Annotated in this window: 20 protein-coding genes; 8 read left to right on the top strand and 12 right to left on the bottom strand. The window is 69.5% G+C overall.

What is annotated here, in order from left to right:
• Positions 1-60: 60 nt before the first annotated feature.
• Positions 61-1,401, bottom strand: a complete 1,341-nt coding sequence (locus tag AVL59_RS19205) for a carotenoid oxygenase family protein (RefSeq protein WP_067305908.1) — start codon at positions 1,399-1,401, stop codon at positions 61-63.
• Between the two features lie 69 nt (positions 1,402-1,470).
• Between AVL59_RS19205 and AVL59_RS19200 the strand changes: the two genes are divergently transcribed.
• Positions 1,471-2,112, top strand: coding sequence for a TetR/AcrR family transcriptional regulator (locus AVL59_RS19200; RefSeq protein ID WP_067305906.1), 642 nt, complete (start codon positions 1,471-1,473; stop codon positions 2,110-2,112).
• Between the two features lie 9 nt (positions 2,113-2,121).
• Here the strand turns inward: AVL59_RS19200 and AVL59_RS55605 are convergent, their stop codons facing one another.
• On the bottom strand, positions 2,122-2,253 hold the full coding sequence (locus AVL59_RS55605) for a hypothetical protein (protein ID WP_257785088.1): 132 nt from the start codon (positions 2,251-2,253) through the stop codon (positions 2,122-2,124).
• A gap of 805 nt (positions 2,254-3,058) precedes the next feature.
• Here AVL59_RS55605 and AVL59_RS19195 point away from each other — a divergent pair.
• From AVL59_RS19195 to AVL59_RS19185, 3 genes are all read left to right on the top strand, one after another.
• Positions 3,059-3,856, top strand: coding sequence for a helix-turn-helix transcriptional regulator (locus tag AVL59_RS19195; protein ID WP_237281552.1), 798 nt, complete (start codon positions 3,059-3,061; stop codon positions 3,854-3,856).
• 101 nt (positions 3,857-3,957) lie between these two features.
• Positions 3,958-4,941, top strand: a complete 984-nt coding sequence (locus tag AVL59_RS19190) for a DUF1702 family protein (RefSeq protein ID WP_067305901.1) — start codon at positions 3,958-3,960, stop codon at positions 4,939-4,941.
• An 83-nt stretch (positions 4,942-5,024) separates the two neighbouring features.
• Positions 5,025-6,305 (top strand): cytochrome P450, encoded by a 1,281-nt coding sequence (locus AVL59_RS19185; protein WP_079146791.1) that lies wholly within the window; start codon positions 5,025-5,027, stop codon positions 6,303-6,305.
• 66 nt (positions 6,306-6,371) lie between these two features.
• Here the strand turns inward: AVL59_RS19185 and AVL59_RS19180 are convergent, their stop codons facing one another.
• Positions 6,372-7,913 (bottom strand): GMC family oxidoreductase, encoded by a 1,542-nt coding sequence (locus AVL59_RS19180; protein ID WP_067305896.1) that lies wholly within the window; start codon positions 7,911-7,913, stop codon positions 6,372-6,374.
• Between the two features lie 251 nt (positions 7,914-8,164).
• On the opposite strand from AVL59_RS19180, the gene AVL59_RS19175 reads away from it, so the two are divergent.
• Genes AVL59_RS19175 through asnB form a run of 3 tightly spaced genes read left to right on the top strand, consistent with a single transcriptional unit; the run spans position 8,165 to position 12,452 of the window.
• Complete coding sequence (locus AVL59_RS19175) at positions 8,165-9,001, top strand: SAM-dependent methyltransferase (protein WP_067305893.1); 837 nt, start codon at positions 8,165-8,167, stop codon at positions 8,999-9,001.
• A 9-nt stretch (positions 9,002-9,010) separates the two neighbouring features.
• Positions 9,011-10,561 (top strand): GMC family oxidoreductase, encoded by a 1,551-nt coding sequence (locus AVL59_RS19170; protein ID WP_067305891.1) that lies wholly within the window; start codon positions 9,011-9,013, stop codon positions 10,559-10,561.
• Positions 10,562-10,616: 55 nt separating this feature from the next.
• Positions 10,617-12,452 (top strand): asparagine synthase (glutamine-hydrolyzing), encoded by a 1,836-nt coding sequence (gene asnB / locus AVL59_RS19165; protein ID WP_067305888.1) that lies wholly within the window; start codon positions 10,617-10,619, stop codon positions 12,450-12,452.
• A 197-nt stretch (positions 12,453-12,649) separates the two neighbouring features.
• Here asnB and AVL59_RS19160 read toward each other — a convergent pair whose 3' ends face one another.
• The 7 genes from AVL59_RS19160 to AVL59_RS19130 form a co-directional block, all read right to left on the bottom strand.
• Entirely contained in the window at positions 12,650-13,063 is a 414-nt protein-coding gene (locus tag AVL59_RS19160; RefSeq protein ID WP_079146789.1) for an SgcJ/EcaC family oxidoreductase, read from the bottom strand.
• Positions 13,064-13,238: 175 nt separating this feature from the next.
• A complete protein-coding gene (locus AVL59_RS19155; protein WP_067305882.1) occupies positions 13,239-14,687 on the bottom strand; it encodes an MFS transporter in 1,449 nt (482 codons plus the stop codon).
• 194 nt (positions 14,688-14,881) lie between these two features.
• Positions 14,882-15,520 carry a winged helix-turn-helix transcriptional regulator gene (locus tag AVL59_RS19150; RefSeq protein WP_067305879.1) on the bottom strand — a complete coding sequence of 213 codons (639 nt, stop codon included), beginning with the start codon at positions 15,518-15,520 and terminating at the stop codon, positions 14,882-14,884.
• Between the two features lie 66 nt (positions 15,521-15,586).
• On the bottom strand, positions 15,587-16,843 hold the full coding sequence (locus AVL59_RS19145) for a styrene monooxygenase/indole monooxygenase family protein (RefSeq protein WP_067305877.1): 1,257 nt from the start codon (positions 16,841-16,843) through the stop codon (positions 15,587-15,589).
• A gap of 158 nt (positions 16,844-17,001) precedes the next feature.
• A complete protein-coding gene (locus AVL59_RS19140) occupies positions 17,002-17,880 on the bottom strand; it encodes an SDR family NAD(P)-dependent oxidoreductase (RefSeq protein WP_067305874.1) in 879 nt (292 codons plus the stop codon).
• A gap of 13 nt (positions 17,881-17,893) precedes the next feature.
• Positions 17,894-18,520: a carboxymuconolactone decarboxylase family protein gene (locus AVL59_RS19135; protein ID WP_067305871.1), complete on the bottom strand. Its 627-nt coding sequence runs from the start codon at positions 18,518-18,520 to the stop codon at positions 17,894-17,896.
• 16 nt (positions 18,521-18,536) lie between these two features.
• Positions 18,537-19,838: an ABC1 kinase family protein gene (locus AVL59_RS19130; RefSeq protein WP_067305868.1), complete on the bottom strand. Its 1,302-nt coding sequence runs from the start codon at positions 19,836-19,838 to the stop codon at positions 18,537-18,539.
• Between the two features lie 180 nt (positions 19,839-20,018).
• Between AVL59_RS19130 and AVL59_RS19125 the strand changes: the two genes are divergently transcribed.
• A complete protein-coding gene (locus tag AVL59_RS19125; RefSeq protein WP_208870402.1) occupies positions 20,019-20,906 on the top strand; it encodes a maleylpyruvate isomerase N-terminal domain-containing protein in 888 nt (295 codons plus the stop codon).
• Here the strand turns inward: AVL59_RS19125 and AVL59_RS55600 are convergent.
• On the bottom strand, positions 20,903-21,037 hold the full coding sequence (locus tag AVL59_RS55600) for a hypothetical protein (protein WP_257785087.1): 135 nt from the start codon (positions 21,035-21,037) through the stop codon (positions 20,903-20,905). The two genes, AVL59_RS19125 and AVL59_RS55600, sit on opposite strands and share 4 nt — an antisense overlap.
• 135 nt (positions 21,038-21,172) lie before the next feature.
• On the bottom strand, positions 21,173-22,135 hold the full coding sequence (locus tag AVL59_RS19120) for a hypothetical protein (RefSeq protein WP_208870401.1): 963 nt from the start codon (positions 22,133-22,135) through the stop codon (positions 21,173-21,175).
• Positions 22,136-22,251: the final 116 nt, after the last annotated feature.

Raw genomic sequence — 22,251 nt, 5'->3', positions numbered from 1 at the left:
TCTCGACGGCGCGCGCCTTCTTCCAAATTGACCCGATCGCGCAAGGAGCCGCGGTGTCCGTCAGTCCGCGATCCACGCCGCGTGCAGACCGTGCGGCACTCGCACCGGCAGGCGTACGACCGCCGCGGGCTCTCCGGTGAAGTCGGCCGTGTCCAGAACCACCAGTTCGCTCCGGTCGTCCGCCGAGTCGTACACGAGGCTCAGCAACCAGCCGTCCGCTTCGGCGGCGTCGGGGCCGCGCGGTACGAACACCGCCTCGCCGGTCTCGTGCCCCGGCCCGAACCGGTGGGTCTCGGTACGGCCGCCGACGAGGTCGTGGCGGAGGAGCCCGGGGCCGGCGAGGTACCCCCCGCTCCCGCACGGGGACATGGCGACCGCGAAACCGTACCGGTTGTACGAGCCCTTGAACCGGTCGTCGATCCTGGGGAACTCCTCGACGTACTCCTCGAGTTGTTTCTCGACGACCGTGCCGCCGCGCGGGTCGACCGTCCACCGCCAGAGCGTGGGGGCCGACTCGCCCGGCCGCAGCGGCTCGCGGTCGAAGACCCGTGCGTGGCGGACGAGGTGGATGACGATCCGGTTCGCACGCTCGTAGGCGTTGAGCGGATGGAAGACGTAGCAGGGATCGACGTCCATCCAGAGCACATCGGGCGCATCGGCGTCGCGCGGCAGCACGCCGATCCTGGACTCGTGATCCGGTCGCCACCTGTACGGGACGCGGGAGCCGCCGGCTGCGGCGGCCGGATCGTAGGCGACGGGGAGGTCGTAGAGGACCGCGTAACGTTCGGTCAGTGAGAAGGCGTGCATCATCGGCGGACTCTTCACCGCGATCGGCAGCGTCCTGCGTACCCTGCCGTCCGCGCCGATGACGAGGTAGAGGACGTACGGCGGCTCGTGATAGTAGGCGACCGCGAACATCTCCCCGGTGAACGGATCGATCTCCGGGTGCGCGGAGAACCCGGCCGAGAGCGTCCCGTCGAAGTCGACGCGGGCCGCGGTGGCCAGATCGGGGCCGATCTGGATCGGCAGCACGCCTCCGTCGCCCAGCGCGAGGGTTCGGCCCGCGTGCCGGACGAGGTTGCCCCCGGCGTCGTCGGACAGGCCGTGGCGCGGTCCCGGCGCGGGCAGCTCTCCCAGATGGGCGCAGACCCGGTCGGTCCGGAGCCATCTGTTTCGGTACCACTCGGCGCGTCCGTCCCTGATACGGATCGCGTGCACCATGGGCTCCCCCTCGAACGCGTGGCGGCGCGCGTCGGGGGCGCCCAGGGGATTCGGTCCGATGCGGGCGAACGTACCGTTCAGCTCGGGCGGCAGTGCGCCCTCCACCTCGGGCTGGACGACGGTGACTTCACGGGAGACCGGCCGGTAGCCGCCTGTCTGGGTATACGGTGCGCCGCCCATCCCGCCTCCGTCACATACCAGCGTTACGTAACGTTGTTATGCTCGACCTCCTGTGCGACCATGTCAAGGGTGAGCCCCCGACAAGCCGACCCCGAAGTCAGCGCGAATCTGATCCTGGCCGCCGCGCGCCTGTTGAACGAGGAGGGACCGAGCGCGCTGTCCACCCGTCGGCTCGCCGCCGCCGTGGGCACCTCCACCACCGCGGTCTACACCTACTTCGGCGGCATGGACGATCTGGTCAGGGCCATGGTCCACGAGGGCTTCCGGCGCCTGAACGACCGGATGACCGCGGTCCCGCAGACCGACGACCCCGTGGCCGACGTCGCGGCGCTCGGATACGCCTACCGGGCCAACGCGATCGAGCATCAGTACCTGTACTCGGTCATGTTCGGCGGAGCGAGCCTCGGCGGCTTCGCGCTCTCGGACGACGAACGGCAGCACGGCCGCTACACGCTGGAGACCCTGGTGGGCGCCGTGGACAGGTGCATGATGGCAGGCCGGTTCCGCGCCGACGACCCGGCGCGCGTGGCGCATCAGATGTGGATCGGCGTCCACGGACTCGTCACGCTGGAACTCGGCGGATACCTCATCGAGCCCTACGACGCCGACGCCTGCTTCCAGACGGTGGTGTGCGGCATGTTGATGGGCGCCGGCGATGACAGCGCCAAGGCGGCGGCGTCGTTGGAGGCCGCCGGCGCGCGCCGCGGCTGAACGGCGCGCTCAGCCTGGCTGGCTGCCGTACTCGCGCTCGACCATGCCGACGCGCTTGCCGCGCGGGGCCGGCGAGTACGCGGCACCGCCGGCGCGGGGTCCGAGGGTGACGCCGCTCTGCGGGATTCGAGCTCGGCGCACGAGCCCTCGTCGGGCAGCGGCTCGATGCGCTCACAGGCCGTCAGGTTCCCCGCTGTCTCGGTGAGCGTCGGCGCGGCCGAGGTCCAGGTCGTCCGCGCCTCGAACCGGCCCGGTGGCGCGGCCTGCTCGACCTGCGGATCAGCCGGTCTCGGCCACCCGCGAACGAACACGAGCCGGAGACTGATTCACCGCGTCGGAATCACGCATTCGGAATCACCCCGACCGGAACCTACCGGACCGTCAGGACAACGAGATCAGACAGCTCACGGCCATCCGTGAATGGGCACAAGCCGAGCGCTGATTCACGGTGCCGGAATCACGCATTCGGAATCACCTCGACCGTGCTATTAACCTCTTGCAATTTGCTTTACTCGCGGAACGTGCTGATCGCGATTCGGAGGCGCGCATATGATCGCTGCCGGATATACGCGCGTCGGCGGTTGCGGCGGCAGGCCCGGGTGCCTGTCGGGCGGTGGGGGGGGTGTGTCCGAACACCTGGTGGGGCGCATGGAGCCGGGCCGCTGTTCTTCCTGGTCTCCGGGCAGGAGCGCGAACCGCGAGCCTGAACTCAGCTGTCACCCCCCTTCCATCCCGCATCAGCCTGACCAGCCGTCACGCACGACACCCGGCACGCGACACCGGCCGGTACAAACTCGGTACGGGCAACTTCAAAGAAGTGTAGTCGACCGGGTGCGGCAAGTATGTCGAGCAGCATCTCAAGAGGCTGCCATGAAGAGCATCAACTGCCGATCATGGGCTAGGCGCATCGAGAGAACCGGGGGGCGCTCAAGTGCAGTTATCGAGAGTGGCGGTGGAACGCGCGATAACGACGATGTGGGACCACTACAGTGAACCACTGTCCCTCGATGAAATTGCCGACACTGCCGTACTGAGCAAATTCTACTTCTCGCGGGTCTTCCGGTCCGTCACCGGTACGTCGCCGGGACGCTTCCTGACCGCGATTCGCCTGTACAGGGCCAAGAACCTTCTGCTGGAGACGTCGCTGAGCGTCACCGACATCGCCTATATGGTGGGTTACAACAGCCTGGGAACGTTCACCACCCGGTTCACTCGCAGCGTCGGCGTGTCACCGACCCGCTTCCGGTCGCTCTCACACAGCGGCCTGCCGCCGTTCACGCACTCCGAGACGGACACGTACCGACGGTCCGGCGCGGTGCACGGCACGGTGGTGCTGCCACCGAGCGGCACGCCGCTGCGCATCTATGTCGGCGCGTTCGGCAGCCCCATCGTCGAGGGGATGCCGGTCTCCTGCGACATCCTCGACAGTCCCACCGATGGCTGCCGTGTGCGGGAGTACCGGCTGCGCGCGGTGCCCGTCGGTGAGTGGTACGTCCGTGCCGCCGCCGTGGCGGTGCGCCGGGCCGACGTCGATCCGCGCCCGTGGGCCCGCCATCCCCTCTTCGTGGGCGCGGGCCAACCCGTCGACATGCGGGCCGACCACAACGTCGAACTCCGCATCCCCATGCGCGCCGTGGACAGAACCGATCTGCCGATCCTGCTGGCGCTACCGGAGCTGGACAACAGGTTCCTTCCCGAGCCGATGCTGGCCGCGCGGCGGACCCCGGAGCTCGCGGCGCGCTGACGCGGTGTCATGACCGTAAGCAGAGAGCAGGCGTGCCGGCCTACGGGTCGGCACGCTCCCACTCAGATCTCCGGGTTTCGATCCGCCGAGAGGAGAGAACGATGGCCAGTGGTTGGCGAGCCCTTAGGCGCCGGGTTCTGACGCCGAGCACGTCGGAGGCGAGCCTTTCGGTCCGCGGCTTCCATGTGAAGAACCCCGCCGCGCGGGAGACGCTGGAGACGATCGGCGAGACCTTCCTCACGGGGTACGCGTATGCCGCCGAGGCGCGCGTGCCGGCGGAGGCCGAGGAGCGTCTCGAGGAACTGCCGTGGCAGTTCCGAGGTTTCGCCTACGAGGGCGCCGGCATGGGCTTCGCGATACGCGACGGCCTGCCGTTCGGAGGCCGCAACGTGAGCGGGTTCCTCGACGGCAGGGCCAGGGACCACGAGTACATGATCTACGTCGGGCTGGGCTGGGCCATGGCCCGGCTGCCGCGGTTCCGCTGGGCGAAGGCGTCCGCCGCCGCCGCGGATCCGCTGCTGCGCTGGCTCGTCCTCGACGGGTACGGATTCCACCAGGCCTACTTCCACACCGACCGGTACGTGCGCCGCCAGTATCAGGAGCCGGACTTCCCCTGGCCGGCCGGCGGCCCGGCCTCGTACGCGAGCCGTGTGATCGACCAGGGCATCGGACGCGCGATCTGGTTCGTCGGCGGAACCGACCCCGACCTGGCCGCCGACCTGATCGACGCGTTCGACGCATCGCGGCGGGCCGACCTCTACAGCGGCGCCGGCCTGGCCGCGACTTACGCGGGCGGGGTGAACGAGGAGGAGCTGCGGGCCTTCATGCGGCGCGCCGGAAAGCACCTGCCGCAGGTCGCGCAGGGCGCCGTGTTCGCCGCGACGGCCCGGCTGCGAGCCGGTCTCGTGACGCCGCACACCACGCTGGCGACCGGCCTGCTCTGCGGTGTCACGCCGACACGAGCGGCGGACCTGGCCGACGCGGCCCGCACCGAGACTCCCGGCGACTCCGCCGTTCCCGCCTACGAAATCTGGCGGCAACGCATCGCATCGGGGCTCGCCGAGTTCCGGCGGGCCGTTCCGTGACGACCGCGAGTTCTCCGGTCGCGCGGGGCGCCCGTCGGATCCCCGGGCCGCCGCGTATCTCCACGCTCCCCGTCCTCGCCAGGATGGTGCGCAGCCGTCTCGACGTCATGGTGTGGGCCGCCGCCGAATACGGTGACGCGGTCCGCCTGCCGCTGGGCCCCAAGACGCTCTACTTCTTCAACCACCCCGACCACGCCAAGCACGTGCTGGCCGACAACGCCGAGAACTACACCAAGGGCCTCGGCATGATCCACGCCCGGCGCGCCCTCGGGGACGGCCTGCTCACCAGCGAAGGCGAGCTGTGGCGCAGGCAGCGCAGAACGATCCAGCCGGTCTTCCAGGCGAAACGGATCACCCGTCAGCTCGGCGCCATCGGCGACGAGGCCGAGCGGCTGGCCGCACGGCTGCGCTCCCGCATCGGCGAGGGCCCGGTGGACATGCGCGCCGAGATGACCGCGTTCACCCTGGGCGTGCTCGGGCGCACGCTGATCGACGCCGACCTCGGTGTCTTCGAGTCGCTCGGCGGGTCGTTCGAGGCCGTCCAGAACCAGGCCATGTTCGACGCCATCACGCTGGGCAAAGTGCCGCTCTGGCTTCCGCTGCCCCTGCAGACGCGCTTCCGGCGTGCCCGACGGGATCTCCAGCGCATCGTCGACCGACTTGCCGCCGACCGCGCTGCCGGGCCCGCCGGCGACGACGTCGTCTCGCGGTTGATCGAGTCGGTCCGCCGGCAACCCGACCAGCGCGTCGGTCGCATACGCATGCGCGACGAGCTGGTCACCCTGCTGCTCGCCGGGCACGAGACCACCGCCTCCACACTGAGCTGGGCGTTCCACCTGCTCGACGAGCATCCGGATGTATGGGAGCGGCTGCACGACGAGGCGGTCGCGGTGTTCGGGCACGGGCCGTTGACCATCGAGAGCCTGCACGAGCTCACCTACACGACGCAGGTCCTCGACGAGGTCATCCGCCTCTGTCCCCCGGTCTGGCTGCTCCCCCGTATCGCCCGGACGGACGACGAGATCGGCGGATTCCCCGTCGGCGCCGGCGCCGACGTGCTGCTCTGCCCGTACCTGCTGCACCGGCACCCAGCGTTCTGGGCCTCGCCCACGCGCTTCGATCCGGAGCGGTTCACCTCCGCCGCGTCGGCGGGCAGGAACCGTTACTCCTACATTCCGTTCGGCGCGGGACCTCGGTTCTGCGTCGGCAACAGCCTCGGCATGATGGAGGCCACCGTCGTGCTCGCCACGGTGGCGCGTGACCTGCGTCTGACGAAGGTGCCCGGATACGAGGTGGCCGGCGAGGCGATGCTGACCCTGCGGATCCGCGGCGGCCTGCCGATGACGGTGCGCCCGGTGACCTGACGGGGCTTCGCGGACAAGGGACCGGCCGGGGCGGAACATCCGCCCCGGCCGGTTCGTGCCATCCGGCTACGCGCGCAGCCAGTCGGCCGTGCGCTCGCCGATCATGATCGAGCTGAGGTTCGTGTTCGCGCGAACGGTGTTGGGCATCACCGAGGCGTCGCAGACGAAGAGGGACTCGAGCCCGTGCACCGCGCAACGCTCGTCGACGACGGTCGAGGGATCCTCCGCCGGCCCCATGCGCACCGTTCCCACCGGGTGGTAGGCGCTGTCGAGACTCGTCTTGACGTACTGCCGGATCATGTCGTCGTTCTCGATCACCGCCTCGCGCAGGACGACGAAGCCCTGCGCCAGCTCCCGGATGCCCGGATGGTTGGCCAGCCGCCAGGAGGTGCGCACGCCCTCCACGAGCAGGTCGAGCTCCCGGCCGCCGTCTCCGAGGAAGTTCAGCTCGATCCGCGGCGGCGCCAGCGGGTCCGTCGAGGTCAGCGCGAGTGTGCCGCGGGAACGCGGCCGCTGGGACACGACCATGACGCCGAGGATCATCGTCGTTCCGGAGAGCATCTGGAGCTCGGGGAAGTGCGCCAGATCGAAGTGGTTCACCATGTAGTACTGCAGGTCGTTCGTCTCGTCCGAGCCCGGCGCGGTCGTGCGCAGGATCTCCTGCAGGAACGGGCCCGACGCGTCGCAGGCGCCAGGACGCGGCGCGAGGAACGCGCCGGTCCGCTGGTGGTCGACGAGGTTCGCGCCGACGCCCGGCAGGTCGGCGCGGGAGTCGATGCCGAGCCGCCGCAGCTCCGCGGCGGGGCCGATACCGGACCGCATGAGGATCATCGGCGACGCCACGGCACCGGCCGCCAGGATCACGCGCCGCGCGCTGATCGTCTCGTACGCGCCGCCGACCACGGAGGCCGTCACACCGACCGCGCGCGTCCCCTCGAAGACGACCCCGTCGACGACCGTATGGGCCCTGATGTCCAGGTTGGGGCGTTCCCGAGCCGGTGTCAGATAGGCCATCGCGGTGGTGACCCTGTGCAGCCCGTCGCGCCGGTTCGACGGGATCGGGCCGACGCCGGTCGCCTCGGGGTGGTTGTGGTCCTTGGCCTCGGGGAAGCCCGCAGCGAGGCAGGCCTCGACGAAGGCGAGCTGCCCCGGCACCAGTTCGTCCGGACGCCAGCGGCGGATCGGGTACGGGCCGCCCTGGCCGTGGTACTCGCCGCCGAAGTCGAGATCGTCCTCCAGGCGCCGGAAGTACGGCAGCACCTCCTGCCAGGACCACGCCGGGTTCCCGGCCCGCGCCCACTCGTCGTAGTCCCCGGGAACACCGCGCAGCGCGACCGTGGCGCCTACGGCCGACGAGCCGCCGGTCACCTTCCCGCGCGGGAAACGGATCCTGCGTCCTTCGTGGATGTCCGCCTTGAACTGCCAGTCGTGGTCCTGGAAGGACATCGCATTGCCGGTGCGGATGTCGTCAGGTGTCTCCTGCGGCGTCACATAGTCGGGGCCGGCTTCGAGGAGAAGCACACGGCGCGACGCGTCCTCACTCAGTCGCGCGGCGAGCACGGCGCCCGCCGAGCCGGCGCCGACGACAATGTCATCGTACTGAGGCATCGAACATCATCCTCGCTGACCTGGGCTGCGGGAAGCGCGACGCGACACAGGCACACGTCGCCGGGGACGCGGTGGAGTTCCGGGTCCCTCTCACGAAGCGTCGCAGCGGCGGCCCGGGCGGGCTACTCCGGCGTTGCCCGGCGGCGTCCGCGCGCCGGGCACGGAGCGAGAAGCCCCGGCGCGCCCGCGGCGTCACGCTGGTGTGGTGAATGCCGCGAGCTCCGGTGCCGCGGCGCGAAGGAGGCTGCAGCATGTCAGAGAACCCATCGACGACGCGCCGCGAGGAAGCGCCGGTCGGGGTGAACGCCATGATCCCCAACACGGCGCGGATCATGGACTACCTGCTCGGCGGGACCGCGAACTTCGCGTCCGACCGCGCCGTCGGCGACAACGCCTTCGTCAACTGGCCGGGCGAGACCGGCGGCATCGAGGGAGTGCGTGTCGACCTCCACGCCGCGCGCGACGCCCTCCGGCGCATCGTCGGACACCTCGCGGGCGAGTGCGGGATACGGCAGTTCCTGGACCTGGCCACCGGGCTGCCGACGATGGGGAACACGCACGAGGCCGCACGCGCGGTCGCGCCCGGCTGCCGCGTCGTCTACGTCGACAACGAGCCCTCCGTCTCGGCCCACGGACAGTACCTGCTCGCCTCCGACCCGGACACCGTCTTCCTCGACGCGGACTTCCGCGACCCGAAGGACATCTTGGGCAGGGCCGCCGCGACGCTCGACTTCTCCCGGCCTGTCGGGCTCGTCCTGTTCGGCGTGCTCCACTTCGTCGACGACGCCGACGGGCCCGAGCGAATCGTGGCCGACCTGCTCGACGCCGTCCCCCGCGGCAGCTACCTGGCGCTCTCGCACTTCGCCAAGGACGACGAGGACACGGCGATGAACGCGATGCTGACGGAGATGGACAAGCAGACGGGCGAGTCCGTGGTGCGCCGGACCCGCTCCGAGGTCGCGCGGTTCTTCGAAGGCATGGACGTCGTGCCGCCCGGGGTGGTGGAGACGGAGCTCTGGCGGCCGCCGGAGGGCGCCTCGGGACCCAAGCCGCTGCCCATGTGGTGCGGCCTCGCCCGCAAGCGGTGAGGGGTGCGCATGCCGACACCGGAGAACTATGACGACATCATCGTGGGGGCGGGCAGCGCCGGCGCGGTGCTGGCCGCCCGCCTCAGCGAGGACCCCGGCCGGCGGGTGCTGCTGGTCGAGGCCGGACGGCACTACGCCACCCGGGCGACGACCCCGGACGACCTCCTCGACGCCAACACGATGTCACTGGTGAAGCACAGCTGGGGGTTCACCGCGCAGCTCACGCACGACCGCCGCGTCATGTTCCCGCTCGGGAAGGTCACCGGCGGCTCCTCGGCCGTGGGCAACACGGTCGTGATCCGGGGAACGCCGCAGGACTACGACGAGTGGGCGCGGCACGGCAACCCGCTGTGGGGCTGGGAGCACGTACTGCCGGTCTTCCGCGCGCTCGAGGACGATCTGGACTTCGGAGACCGCGACGTCCACGGCCGCGGCGGACCGGTGCCCGTCAGGCGGTGGCGCCCCGAGGAACTGACGGAGGTTCAGCAGGCGTTCCTAGAGGTCTGCCTCGCCGCCGGCCACCCGTGGGCCGAGGACCACAACCACCCCGAGTCGACCGGCGTCGGACCGATCCCGTCGAATCGGCGCGATCCCCGAATCCGCGTGTCGACGGCGATGTCGTATCTCTGGCCGGCCGGTGCGCGGGAGAATCTCTCGGTCCTGCCCCGCGCCCTCGTCGACCGGGTCGTGTTCGACGGTGAACGCGCGGCGGGCGTGGTCCTCTCCGTGGACGGCGGCCCGTACGAGACGATCCGCGCACGGCGGGTGATTCTGTCGGCCGGAGCGGTCGCCTCACCGGCGATCCTGCTCCGCTCGGGGATCGGGCCCGCGGAGGACCTGCGCACGCTGGGCATCCCCGTGCGGGTGGACCTGGCCGGCGTGGGCGCCGGGCTGACCGACCAGCCGCGCATCGGCGTGTTCATGACCCCCAAACCGGGCTACGAGAACGAGGGCAAGTCGACCGGGCAGATCGTGACCCGCACCACCGACAGCCGGTTCAACGACCAGTACTACGCGATGGTCAACCGCTTTGACCTGACCCTCCACTTCCCCGAACTGCGGCGGGTCGCCGGGGCCAGGGCGGTGTTCGGCGTGATGGTCGTCCTCCGCCGGCAGCACTCGCGCGGCCGCGTCACCCTCGCGGCGCCCAACCCGTACGCCGCTCCCCGGGTCGACCTGGGGTACCTCTCCGACGAGCGCGACTACCGTCTGCTCGCGGACGGCGTCAGGGGCTGCTGGGAGCTGGCGAGTTCACCGAAGATCTTCAACAAGGGCGAGCAGTTGGTCGCGCTGGACGAGCGCGTCATGGACGACGACGAGGCCCTGCGCGACTACATCGAGAGGGCCGTCGACAGCGCCTACAACCCGGTGGGAACCGTGCGCATGGGGCCGGCCGACGACCCGTGGGCGGTCGTCGATCAGCGCTGCGCGGTACACGGGGTCGAGAACCTCCATGTCGTGGACGCGTCCATCATGCCCAGCATGGTCTGCGCCAACACGCACCTGTCCGTCGTCATGATCGGCGAACGGGCGGCCTCGATGCTGCGCGGCTCCGTGTGAACCGAGACGAGAACGAACCGACCGAATCCAATTGATTGCCACAGGAGGCGGGCAGATGTGCGGAATCACCGGCTGGGTCTCGTTCGGCCGCGACCTCACGCACGAGCGGAAAGTCCTGGACACGATGACCGAGACCATGGCGTGTCGGGGACCTGACGCCTGCGGCACGTGGATCGACCGGCACGCCGCCCTCGGCCACCGGAGGCTGGCCGTGATCGATCCGGTCGGCGGGGCGCAGCCGATGACCGTGCACACCGAACAGGGCGATGTGACGCTCGTCTACAGTGGCGAGGTCTACAACTTCGTCGAACTGCGCGACGAACTGACCCGGTTGGGAGAGCGTTTCACGACTTCCAGCGACACGGAGGTGGTCCTGCGCGGCTACCTGCGCTGGGGGGCGGCGCTGGCCGACCGGCTCAACGGCATGTACGCGTTCGCCATTTGGGACGCGCGGGACCAGAAGCTCGTGATGATCCGCGACCGGCTGGGGATCAAGCCGTTCTACTACTGCCGAACGCCTGACGGCGTGCTCTTCGGTTCGGAGCAGAAGGCCATCCTGGCCAACCCGCTCGCCGAACGCGTGCTGGACGCGGACGGGTTGCGCGAGGCACTCTCGTACGCCTTTACGCCGGGACACGCGATCTGGACGGGCATACAGCAGGTCGAGCCCGGCACGATGGTCACCGTCGACGCCGCCGGCGTGCGCGAGCGCACCTATTGGCGGCTGGAGACCCGGCCGCACACCGACGACGTGGACACCTCCGTCGGACGGGTTCGCGAGCTCCTGGACGACATCGTGCGGCGGCAGCTCGTCGCCGACGTGCCGCGCTGCCTGCTGCTGTCCGGCGGGCTGGACTCCGGCACACTCACCGCGCTGGCCGCGGCCCACCTCGGCGACGAGCGGGTGCCTACGTTCGCGGTCGACTTCATGGGCCAGGCGGAGAACTTCAAGCCGGACGACCTGCGCGACACCCCGGACACACCGTTCATCCACGATGTCGCCGAGCATGTCGGCTCGGAGCACACCGACATCGTGCTCGACCCGAAGACGCTGGCCGACCCCGACGTCCGCAGGGCCGCGCTCATCGCGCGAGACACGCCGGTGGGGGTCGGCGACATGGACTTCTCGCTGTACCTGCTCTTCAAGGCGATTCGCGAGAAATCGACCGTCGCCCTGTCCGGTGAGGCGGCGGACGAGATATTCGGCGGGTACAAGCACATGCATGTCCCCGCCATCCAGCGCGCACGCGCGTTCCCGTGGATAGCCGTCAGCGTGGGCCCGTTCGACAAGGACGCCACCGGGCTGAACCCGCAACTGGTGTCGCAACTGAAACTCGAAGAGTACCGGCTGGACAGGTATGACAGCGCAGTCGGGGAAGTCGAGCGGCTCGGCTCCGAGGACGACTTCGAGCACCGCATGCGGATCATGATCCATCTGCACCTGACCCGCTTCATGCGCTACCTGCTCGACCGCAAGGACCGGATGAGCATGGCGGTCGGGCTTGAGGTCCGGGTGCCGTTCTGCGACCACCGGCTCGTCGAATACGTCTACAACGCGCCCTGGTCGTTGAAGACTTACGACGGCAGAGAGAAGAGCCTGCTGCGTGGAGCGGTCGAGGGGATGCTTCCGGAATCGGTCGCCTGGCGGCCGAAGAGCCCGTATCCGTCGACTCAGGATCCCTATTACAGCCGGGAACTCCAGCTCCAGGGCAAGGAATTGCTGACGCGCCGGAATCACGAAGTGTTCGAGTTGGTGGACCGTGGCTGGCTCGAGGCCGCGACGGAGCGCGAGCCGGCCGCGATGGACCGGCTGACGCGGCTGGGCCTGGAGCGGGCCCTCGACCTGGGCATGTGGCTGGACGTCTACCACCCCGAACTCAGGCTTCCATAACGCCTGTCGAGGCGATCGGAGAGGCGACCAGGATCTGCGCGCCGCTTGGGTCTCCGCGCAGATCCTGGTCGCCTCGGCGACGACGAGAACGCGCGAGACCCTGACTTCGATGGCGCCGGCGCCGGAAGGCGCTGGGTAAACGTGGTGCCCCGTCCCGCGTAGCCGGGACGGGGCACAGGCGTATCAGCCCATGACTCCTACTGTCCGGGCGCGACCGAGGGGCTGTTGCTGTAGGCCGCGAGCAGCCACTTGCCGTCCCGCTTGGCGAGCACCCAGGTCGCGTACACCGTCCGCTCGGGCGGGGCCTCGGTCTCTCCGGGAATCAGAATGCCGGTCTCGCTGATGACCACGGCCGCTTCGTCGTTCAGGAACCGGACGTTCAGCACCTTGTCGGACGACCTCGTGCCCTTCAGCGGCCCGTTGAACGAGAACGCCATGGCGCCGTGGATCTCCTGGCGCGACTTCAGGTACGAGCCGGGCAGGATCGCGGTGGCGTCATCGAAGTACTCGGCGACGAACGCGTCCGGGTCGGCGTTGTTCCAGGCCTCGTAGACGCCCTTGACGACGTCGAGGATGGCGGCCTCTTCCTGCTTCTGGGCTTCGGTAGTCAAGATTCTTACCTCGTTTCGTTCGTGTGCTACGGATCACCGCGGTCGCCGGCTCAACGTGAACCGATCGCGGCTCCACTGACGCGTGGAACGGGATCGTGCGCACCGGCGATCTGTGGGAGAGGACTCGCGTTGCCGGTACGGGGAAGGCGCAGGCCTCGTCTCCTTTCTCCGCAAGTCAGTCGTTGACCATCGGAACGGCCGCTCCCACAGGCTGCACGGCCGGGGCGGGGGCATCGGTGAGGGCGCGGTGCCTCGGGTACGCCAGCGATACGCCGATGGCGACCGCCGACAGCGCCGCGCACAGCCAGAGCGCATGGCTGAAGTTGGTGATGAAGGTCTGATGGGACGTGTAGTTGCCCGCGTGGGAGAAGACGCTCGCGGTGAACGCGACACCGAAGACGCCGCCCAGCTCGCGCAGCGTCGCGCTGGTGCCCGAGGCGATGCCGGTCTCGTCCGGGCCCACCGAGGTCATCACGCCGTTCGCGACGGTCGGGAAGACGATGCCGATGCCCGCTCCGGCGACGAGCAGCCCTCCGATGAGTTCGCCGAAGCCCATGCCGGGCTTGGCGACCATCGCCACCCATCCGAACCCGATCGCCTGCAGGGCCATGCCCAGGGCCATGAACGGACGGTTGCCGTACTTGTCGGCCAGCGGGCCGACGGCCGGGGCGATGAACATGGACACACCCGTCCAGGCGAGCAGGTGCAGGCCCGCCTTGAGCGGACTGTCGCCGAGCCCGGTCTGGAGGAACTGCGACATCAGGAACAGCGCGCCGAACAGTGCCGCGTACATGAAGAAGGTGACCCAACTCGCCGCGTTGAAGGCCCTGTTGCGGAACAGGTCGAGGCGCACCATCGGCCTGCTCCTGCGCCCCTCGACCACCAGGAACGCCGCCACGACGACCGCTCCGGCGAGCAGCGAGAAGATGACCTGCGCGCTGCCCCAGCCGACGCTGCTGACCCGTACCAGCCCCCAGGCCAGGAGGAAGAAGCCGGCGCAGGCCAGGGCCAGCCCGTAGAGGTCGAGGGGCTGGCGCGGACCGTAACTCTCCGTCAGCCGCGACAGCGAGAGCAGGGCGGCCACCACGCCGATGGGGACGTTGAACCAGAAGATCCAGTGCCAGTTGAGCCCGCTGACGACCGCACCGCCGACGACCGGCCCGATCGCGACCGCGACGCCCGAGACCGCGCCCCACATGCCGATGGCCGCGCCCCGCTTCTCGACCGGGAAAGCGTCGCTGATCAGCGTGAGCGAGATGGGCATGATGACGGCCGCGCCCAGCCCTTCGCCGGCGCGGGCCGCGATCAGCACGCCGACGCTCGGGGCGAGCGCCGCCATCGCCGACGCCGCCGCGAAGACGACGAGGCCGACCGCGAACACGCGGCGGCGCCCGAAGCGGTCGGCCAGCGCGGCCGCGGGCAGCAGGAGGCAGGCGAAGGTGAGGACGTAGGCGTTGACGGTCCACTCGAGGTCGCCGAGGCCCGCGTTGAGGCTGGTGCGCAGCACCGGCAGGGCGGTGGTCACGACGAGGGCGTCCAGGGCGGCCATGAAGACGCCCACCGAGCTGAGGGCCAGTGTCCAGCCCTTATGGGGTGCGGCTGCCCCGGATTCGGCGGATTGCATGGTGCTCACTCCTTCTGGAGGGTCTGCGGCCTGCGGCGACAGCTATCAACCACTCGATTTCTTTGGAGCATCTGGTTCAATTTTTGCACCAGCAAGACTAGGGGTGCCCTGGAGCACGCGCAACCGATTCGCCCGATTGCCAGGCGGATATGAAACTTCGTCAGCCGGTCGGCGCCGAAAGCGCGCAGGCGTTGCTACTTGATCAAGGACCTGATCAACCGCTCGTCGCCGCCGAGCGTCACACGCCCCGCGTCGACGGCGTCGTCGAGCGTCTCGTCACCGGTGATCAGCATCTGGAGGGTGCGGGCGTCGGTCTTGACGACCGCGTCGGGCTCGTAGGCGGTGGCGCGGGCGACATCCAACCCGGCGTCCCCGAAGCGCAGGGTGAACCGATCGTCGCCGACGCGCATGTCGCAGGTGCCGGCCACCGGCGCCCCGGCGGCGAATGCGAACCCGGCCTGGGCACGCAGCGCCAGCACGAGCGAGTCCACGGTCGAAGGGGCGTGCCGGTCCCAATAGGGCGACCCCATCGCCCAGGCGCCCAGCGCGAACAGAACGGGCTCCAGGGACCGGCCCCAGTCGGTCAGCTCGTACACCGGGCCGCTCACCGGCGCACCCGCGCGGTATCTGCGCAGTACACCGATCTCTTCGAGGTCGCGGAGCCGGATCGTGAGGATGTTGGAACTCGCACCGCAGAGGCCGTCCCTGAGGTCGCTGAAGCGCTTCGGCCCGAGCAGCAGCTCGCGCACCACCAGAAGGGCCCAACGCTCTCCCACGAGGTCCAGCGCGTGGGAGACCGGACAGCCTTCGTTGTAACTGCGCTTCTTGTTCATGCTTTACCATAACTCCGTTACACTTTCGCGCCCACGGCGCGTATCCGCTGGGCTGACACCCATGTCTCAGTGGTCCGATCCGGCCGCGGCACCGACGACCTCGGCGAGGTAGGCGGCGGCCTTGTCGGGGTCCGTGAACCACTCCAGGAAGTCGTTGGGGTCGTCGAAGGCCTCGGTGTATCGGTTCGCGATCGCGGTGAACCGACTTGCGGCCCCCAGGAGTTCAAGCATGTGCGGGGGCGGCGGCTGGAGCATGATGTTCGTCCACTCGGTGGTCGCGCGCCCGTGGAGCGTCCAGAACGTCTCGAAGGCGCGCTCCATGAACGCACCGTCGAACGGCCGGTCTCCGTGCTCCAGGATGGCGTCGAGGTAGACGGCCGCGAACTTGGCGGCCATGTTCGCCCCCTGGCCCGTGATGGGGTCGTTGGCCACGACGACGTCCCCCATGCCCAGCACGCGGCCGCCGGAAGGCAGCGTCGCGACCGGATGACGGACGACGGGCGCGAACCCGCCGTGCAGCGTGCCGCCCGCGTCGGTGAGCTCAAGCTTGCTGTACTGCTCGCGTGCCCACGGCACGTGCAGTTCGAGCAGATCGACGAAGCGCTCCAGGTGCTGCTGGGGGGATCGGACGTCGCCGAACACGTCCAGCGGCCCGCCGGGTATGGCCTCGAAGAACAGGATGTGGCAGGGCCCCGAGACGGTGAGCGCCGGCATCACGATCATCTCGCCCCTGCCCGGCAGCATGTGGAACTCGACCGTGTGGTCGCCGGGGTCGGCCGGATCGGGCTGGTAGCCGTTGACGTAGACGACCGAGAGCATCCGCTGCGGCGTCGTGAAGGGCGATCGGGACGCGTCGCGCCCGAACACCTCGGCCAGTCCGCCCTTGCCTGCGGCGACGATGACGAGGTCGTACGCGCTCGCCGCCGTGTCGAGGTCCGCGACGGTGGCGCTGTTGATGATCAGGTTGCCGCCGTTCTCCACGAACAGCCGCAGCCAGCGTGACATCTTGAGCCGCTGGTCGACGTCGGCGCCGGGCTTCTTCAGCGGGCTGGTCCAGTCGACGACCGGAGTCGGGCCCTCGGCGCCCACCATGAAACGGGTGAAGGGGGTTCGAGGCGCCTGTCCGTCCCAGAAGTGGATTCCGAGATCGCGCTCGAACTTGAGCGTGCTGTCGAACTGGAACTGCGTCGACATGATGGTGCCGTGCTCGATCTCGTCGGCCGTGCGCGCCGACATCACGGTCACGTCGTAGCCGTGCCGCTGCAGCCCGAGCGCGAGTTGCAGCCCAGACTGCCCGGCGCCGACGATCAGGATTTTGCGCATACCGAGCCACCCTCTTTTCTCGCGGTGACGTAGCGATTCCCAGGTACGGTCCGTCCGTGTCTCAAGTGTCCCCATGCCGAGCGCCGCCGCCTTCTCCTGTTTTGCTCACGAGGGCCACTGCGTGTGAAGGGGAATTCCGAAATTGCGAGGAGCGTCGGCTACGGCGTCGGAAAGAACGTGCGGACGAACTTCTCCCAGGCCCGCTCGCCGAAGATCACGCGCTGTGGCCGCAGCAGCCGCACCGGTATGCCGAGGCGGTAGCGGATCCGCGGACGGCGCACGGTGATCGCCTTCTCGACGAGGGCGGCGACATCGCCCGAGCGCAGCGACATGCGGCCGCGGCCCTTCGGATGCTCGACCTCCCGATAGGCGCCGTGCCAGACGACGAAGCGCTCCCAGAAATCGCCGTAGGGATCATTGTCGGTGGAACCGGGAGCGAGGCCGAGGTCGCCCACGGTGGTCGGGACGAACGCGCCGAGGATCGGCGAGGGCTCGATGATCACAACCTTGATGCCGAAGCGGTGCACCTCCAACCGGAGCGAGTCGCCGATCGCCTCGAGCGCGTGCTTGGTGGCCTCGTAGTAGCCGCGCCCCGGGGTCGCGAAGAGCCCGAAGATCGAGGACATGATGACGATGCGGCCCGCCCCCTGCTCCCGCATGCCCGGCAGAACCAGTTGCGTCATCCGGGAGAGTCCGAAGACGTTCGTCTCGAACTGGCGGCGGACCTCGTCCATGGGGGTCTGCTCGATCGTGCCGTTGAGGCTGTACGCGGCGTTGTTGATCAGCACGCCGACCGCGCCGTGCTCGGCGGTGATGCGGTCGACCGCCGCGATCATCGACTCCTCGTCGCTCACATCGACCCGCAGGGTGGTGATGCCCTCCTGCGCCAGGTCCTTGAGGCCTTCCAGGCTCCGGCCGCTGGCGTAGACCGGCCATCCTGCGCGGTGCAGCCGGAGCGCGAGGGCCCTGCCGGTGCCCGAGGAGAGCCCGCTCAGCGAGGAGACGCCGGTGATCAGAACCGCGCGGGACGGATTCATGGCCGGTCCCGCCTCAGTCGGCCGAGGCGGTCGAGGCCGGTGCGGAGTCGCCCGGCAGTTCCTGCTGGGAGATACGGCTCCTGGTCACCGTGGTGCCGAGCCCGAGACCGTCCACCAGGCGGGTGATGAAGTTGAACAGCGCCGCGCAGAAGAACGCCTCGAGCAGGTCGTCGGCGCTCCAGCCGGCGTCCAACGCGACCTGCCAGTCCTCGTCGGTGATCTTGTAGGCACTGCGGCTGAGCTTGGTCAGCAGGTGCAGCAGCACGCGGGTGCGCTCGTCCACCGGAAGGTCGTCGGGCGAGTCGGCGACCTCGATCGCATGGGCCAGTTCCTCACTGCCGCCGAAGACCTGCAGGAAGAAGTTGTGCGTGCCGACACAGTACGGGCACTGGTTCACCTTCGACGTCCAGGCGGAGATCAACTCCCTGGTCTGCCGGGGCAGTTGTCCGTGGTTGAAGACGCCGTCGTAGCCGGCGAGCATGGTCTCGAGCAGCGCCGGCCGGGACGAGACCAGCCGGAACATGTCGGGCACGAAGTCCAGCGAGGTGACTTTCTTGGCACGCTCGTAGAGCTCTGCCAGATGTCCGGCCGCGTCCGCTTCGTCGATCAGCGGAACGCGGACTCCCGAGTTCACATCCATCTGCACACCTTTCCTCTCATGAGCCGACCGAAGCGCGTGGCATGTTCCTGCGGCGGAGTACGGGCATCGCCTCCGCCTGGAAGTCGAGTTCCGGATCGAGGCTCTGCACGATTCCCTCGACCACCAGAAGCGAGAGCAGCGGGAACGCGAACTCGGGCACCGGATACAGACCGAAGCGCCGTTGGAGATCGAAGAGCCGTCCGGCGAACTTCGCCAGATTGAATTCACTGGACCGGGCTCCGGTCGACTCCGTGACGAGTTCGGCGAGGCCCGCGCGGAATCCGCCGAGATCGCAGCCCTCGGCGATACTCGCCGCGCTCTCGATGATGATCTCGGCACAGAGCGGTCCGTTGCCCATGGCCATATTGATGAAGAAGTCCGCGAAGGAGGCGCGCACCGGCTCCGAGAGCTTGATGACGAAGCCGGCGTCGAGGATCACCAGGGAGCCGTCGCCCTCGATGTAGAGGTTTCCCGGGTGCAGGTCGCAGTGCACCAGTCCGTCCACGAAGAGCATCTCGTAGACCGCCGACATCACCCGGCGCGCGGCGGCTTTGCGCGCGTCCGTGGAGAGCGACTCCGATGCGGTGCGGGCCAGCCCCTCCACGTACTCCATCACCAGCACGTCCTCGGTGCAGAGGTCGGGCATCGGCGCCGGAATGCGTATCCAGGCGAACTCTCTCAGGTTCGTGCGGAGGTCGCCGAGCGCCGAGCGCTCCGCCGCGAAGTCCAACTGATGCAGGATCGCGCCGCCCACCTGCGCGTGCATGACCTTGAAGGGCATGGACCGCAGTCGTGGCAGCCGCTGCATGCCGCCCATGGCCAGCGCGGTCAGCCGGAAGTCCCGGCGCATCACCCGGTCGATGCCCGGCCTGCGCACCTTCACCGCGACCTTGCGGCCGTCGAGGGTGACGGCGCGGTGGACCGTCGCGATGCTCCCGGTGGCCATCGGCGTCCACCCGAACTCGGCGAACGGCCACGACCGGCCCTGGTAGGCACCGCGCACAACGCCCTCCAGCCGGGCCCGCCGGGGCGCAGGCGTCGCGTCCGCCAGCCGGCCGAGCTCCGCGCGCACACGCTCCGGCAGGAGATCGCGTCGTGTGCTCAGCAACTGGCCGATCTTGATGTAGGACGGCCCCAGCGAGGTCAGCAACGCGGACAGACGCTCGCCCGCATGCGCCCACCGTCGCCGCCGCAGGCGCGCACCGAGCACGGCGGGACCGAAGACCACGGCATAGCCGAACAGGGTGCCACCGACCCGGAGGACGCGAAGGGCCGTGCCCGGCAGTTCCGAGAGAATTCCACCCGCCGCTCTCGCCATGTCCGTCCTCCCGAACGATCGCCGACGTAGGAAATCGTCGGTGTGAGAGGAGGCGGGCGACTACTCCGAGCGTGCCCTGCCGAAAGCGCCCGACGGCACGTTCGAAGAACCGCGACGTCTGTCGACGCGCCACACTGGACGTCACGAACTGGCGAGCCTCACGCGGCCGGAGGGTGAGAGGTGGCGGGATCGCGGTATCGGACACACCGGGCCGTCGCGGCGACGAGGATCACGTCCGAAAAGTGGGACGCGGCGCGCGACGCGGTCAGGGACGTCGTCGACCGCTTCGGCTCTCTCGTCGAGTGCGCCGATCCGCGGGCCATGGCGACGGACGACTGGACGGTGATGGACACCGCGGCCCACGTCGCCGCCATCGCCTGGCTCAACACCTCCGCGGTGGTGTCCGATGACACGCCGTTACCGATGCCGGGCATACGCGAGCACATCGCCGCGGCCACGGTCGACAACATCCACACCGGCCTGAACTCGGCGCTCTTCCACGTCTACCCGGAACGCGATCCCGGCGAGGTCGTGGCCAGACTGCGTTCCTCGATCGACGAGATCCTGCGTCTGACCGCCACCGCGGACCCCACCAGGACCATCGGCTGGCTCGGCGAGTCGAGGATCCCCGTCGCCGGCTTGGTGGCTCACCTGACCAACGAGCTGCTCCTGCACGGTCGCGACATCGCCCGCGCCGTCGATGTGCCCTGGAGTATTCCGCACGCGTACGCGGCGCAGTTCTTCGAGCTCTTTCTCATCGAGATCGCCCGCAACGGCGTCGGTCACATCCTGGACGACGTCAGGCGGGTGCACCAGGGGCGCATCGCGGTGGAATTCCGCTCCGCCTACACATCTCCCGTCACGATGGTCCTGGACACCGGCGAAGTCTGGATCGAAGAGCCGAGCCGCGACAACGACGTCCGCGTCTACTTCAAGCCCGCGGCCCTGAGCCTCGTGCTCTTCCACCGCGTTCCCCGCGCCAGAGCGGCGATGACCGGCTCACTGCGCATCTGGGGCCGCCGCCCCTGGCTCCTCGGCCCATTCCTCCGCAAGGTCCGTCTCCCTTAGACCGTGCCCGCGTTACAGGGCCAGAGCCAGGAGGCGTCGGTGCCCGCGCCCGCACGTGGTCGTTCGGTCCGGGCGGCGTCCCGCTCGAAGTCGCTGCCGCGGTCGGTGGTGCCCACCTGGCTGCCGGTCAAACGGTAACCGTCTTACGCGGTTCGTGGCCCACCGGATATGGACTGCTGCTTCGGGGCGCAGGTGATGAGGCGGGCGCGCAGGGGACCCCGGCGGCCGCGCCGCAGGGGACCCTGTCGTCTTGCTCCGCCGCGCCGCTAGGCGTTCCAGGGGGCGGTCGGCCACCACAGGTAGCCCAGCCGGCCGAGCAGGCGCAGCTCCCAGTAGGCCAGTGTGAACACGCCGGCGACCAGGAACGCCGTGGCGGTCACGGTGCTGATACGGCCCGCCTTGGCGCCCAGCCAGCGCCGCAGTCGGCCGCCGGTGCCGTAGGACAGCAGCAGGAACAGCACGGCCATCACCACGATGTTGCCGATGGACTGCAGTGAGAAGGCCACCGCTCCGTACAGCGGGTTGTGGGTTCTGGCCGCGGACCGGAAGAGGTTGCGGAACAGCGGGTAGGGGCGGCCGATGAGGAAGCCGCCGATCAGCGCGCCCATGATCACCAGAGGCGCGTTGGGGAAGCGCCGCGAGAGCGCGGCCAGCGGGTCCTTGACCACCCCGGCCGCGGCCAGGCCGAGCACCACCATGACCACACCGACGATGCCGAATGCGATCATCGCCTGGGCGATGCGCGGGGTGATGCCGGGGCCCTTGGCCATGGAGAACTGCGGCATGTGCGTGCCGGCGAAGGCCACCACCACGCCGTAGGCGGCCGAGACCGGGATCATGCCGGCCGCCACCCAGCCCAGCGGCCGCAGCGTGCCGGCGAGCCTCGCGCGCCGGGTGGACTGGCCGCCGACCAGCGGTCCGACCGCCCCGAAGGCCGCGATGTTGCACGCGGTGAAGGATCCCGCCATGCCGGAGACGAAGGCGAACACCACCCCGGAGGCGATGCCGCCGATGGGTGCCTGGGCGTCGTGGCCCAGCATCGAGTCCGCCGTGTTGACGCCGATCTGGTCGTCCACCAGGTCCGCGGACCAGGCGTAGGCGACGACGAGGCCGGCGATGACGCTCAGCAGGAGCAGCAGCCACCGGCGGCGGGGGAAGTCTCCGGTGACGAACAGGGACGTCTGCGGGGCTGGGGCGGTGCGGACCGCCGCCGCGTTGATGTCGGTCACAGTCGATTGCCTCCTCGGCCGTACGCGCGCACAGGACTTGAGCGGGTCGCACAGGACCACGCAGTTCGCTCGGTACGCCCGCCGCGCCGGGGGCGCACCGAGGGACTGCGTGCCCG

Source organism: Streptomyces griseochromogenes, assembly GCF_001542625.1.
Classification (GTDB): Bacteria; Actinomycetota; Actinomycetes; order Streptomycetales; family Streptomycetaceae; genus Streptomyces; species Streptomyces griseochromogenes.
Note: the sequence above shows the minus strand (reverse complement) of the source record. Positions and strands in the feature narration are given on the sequence as shown.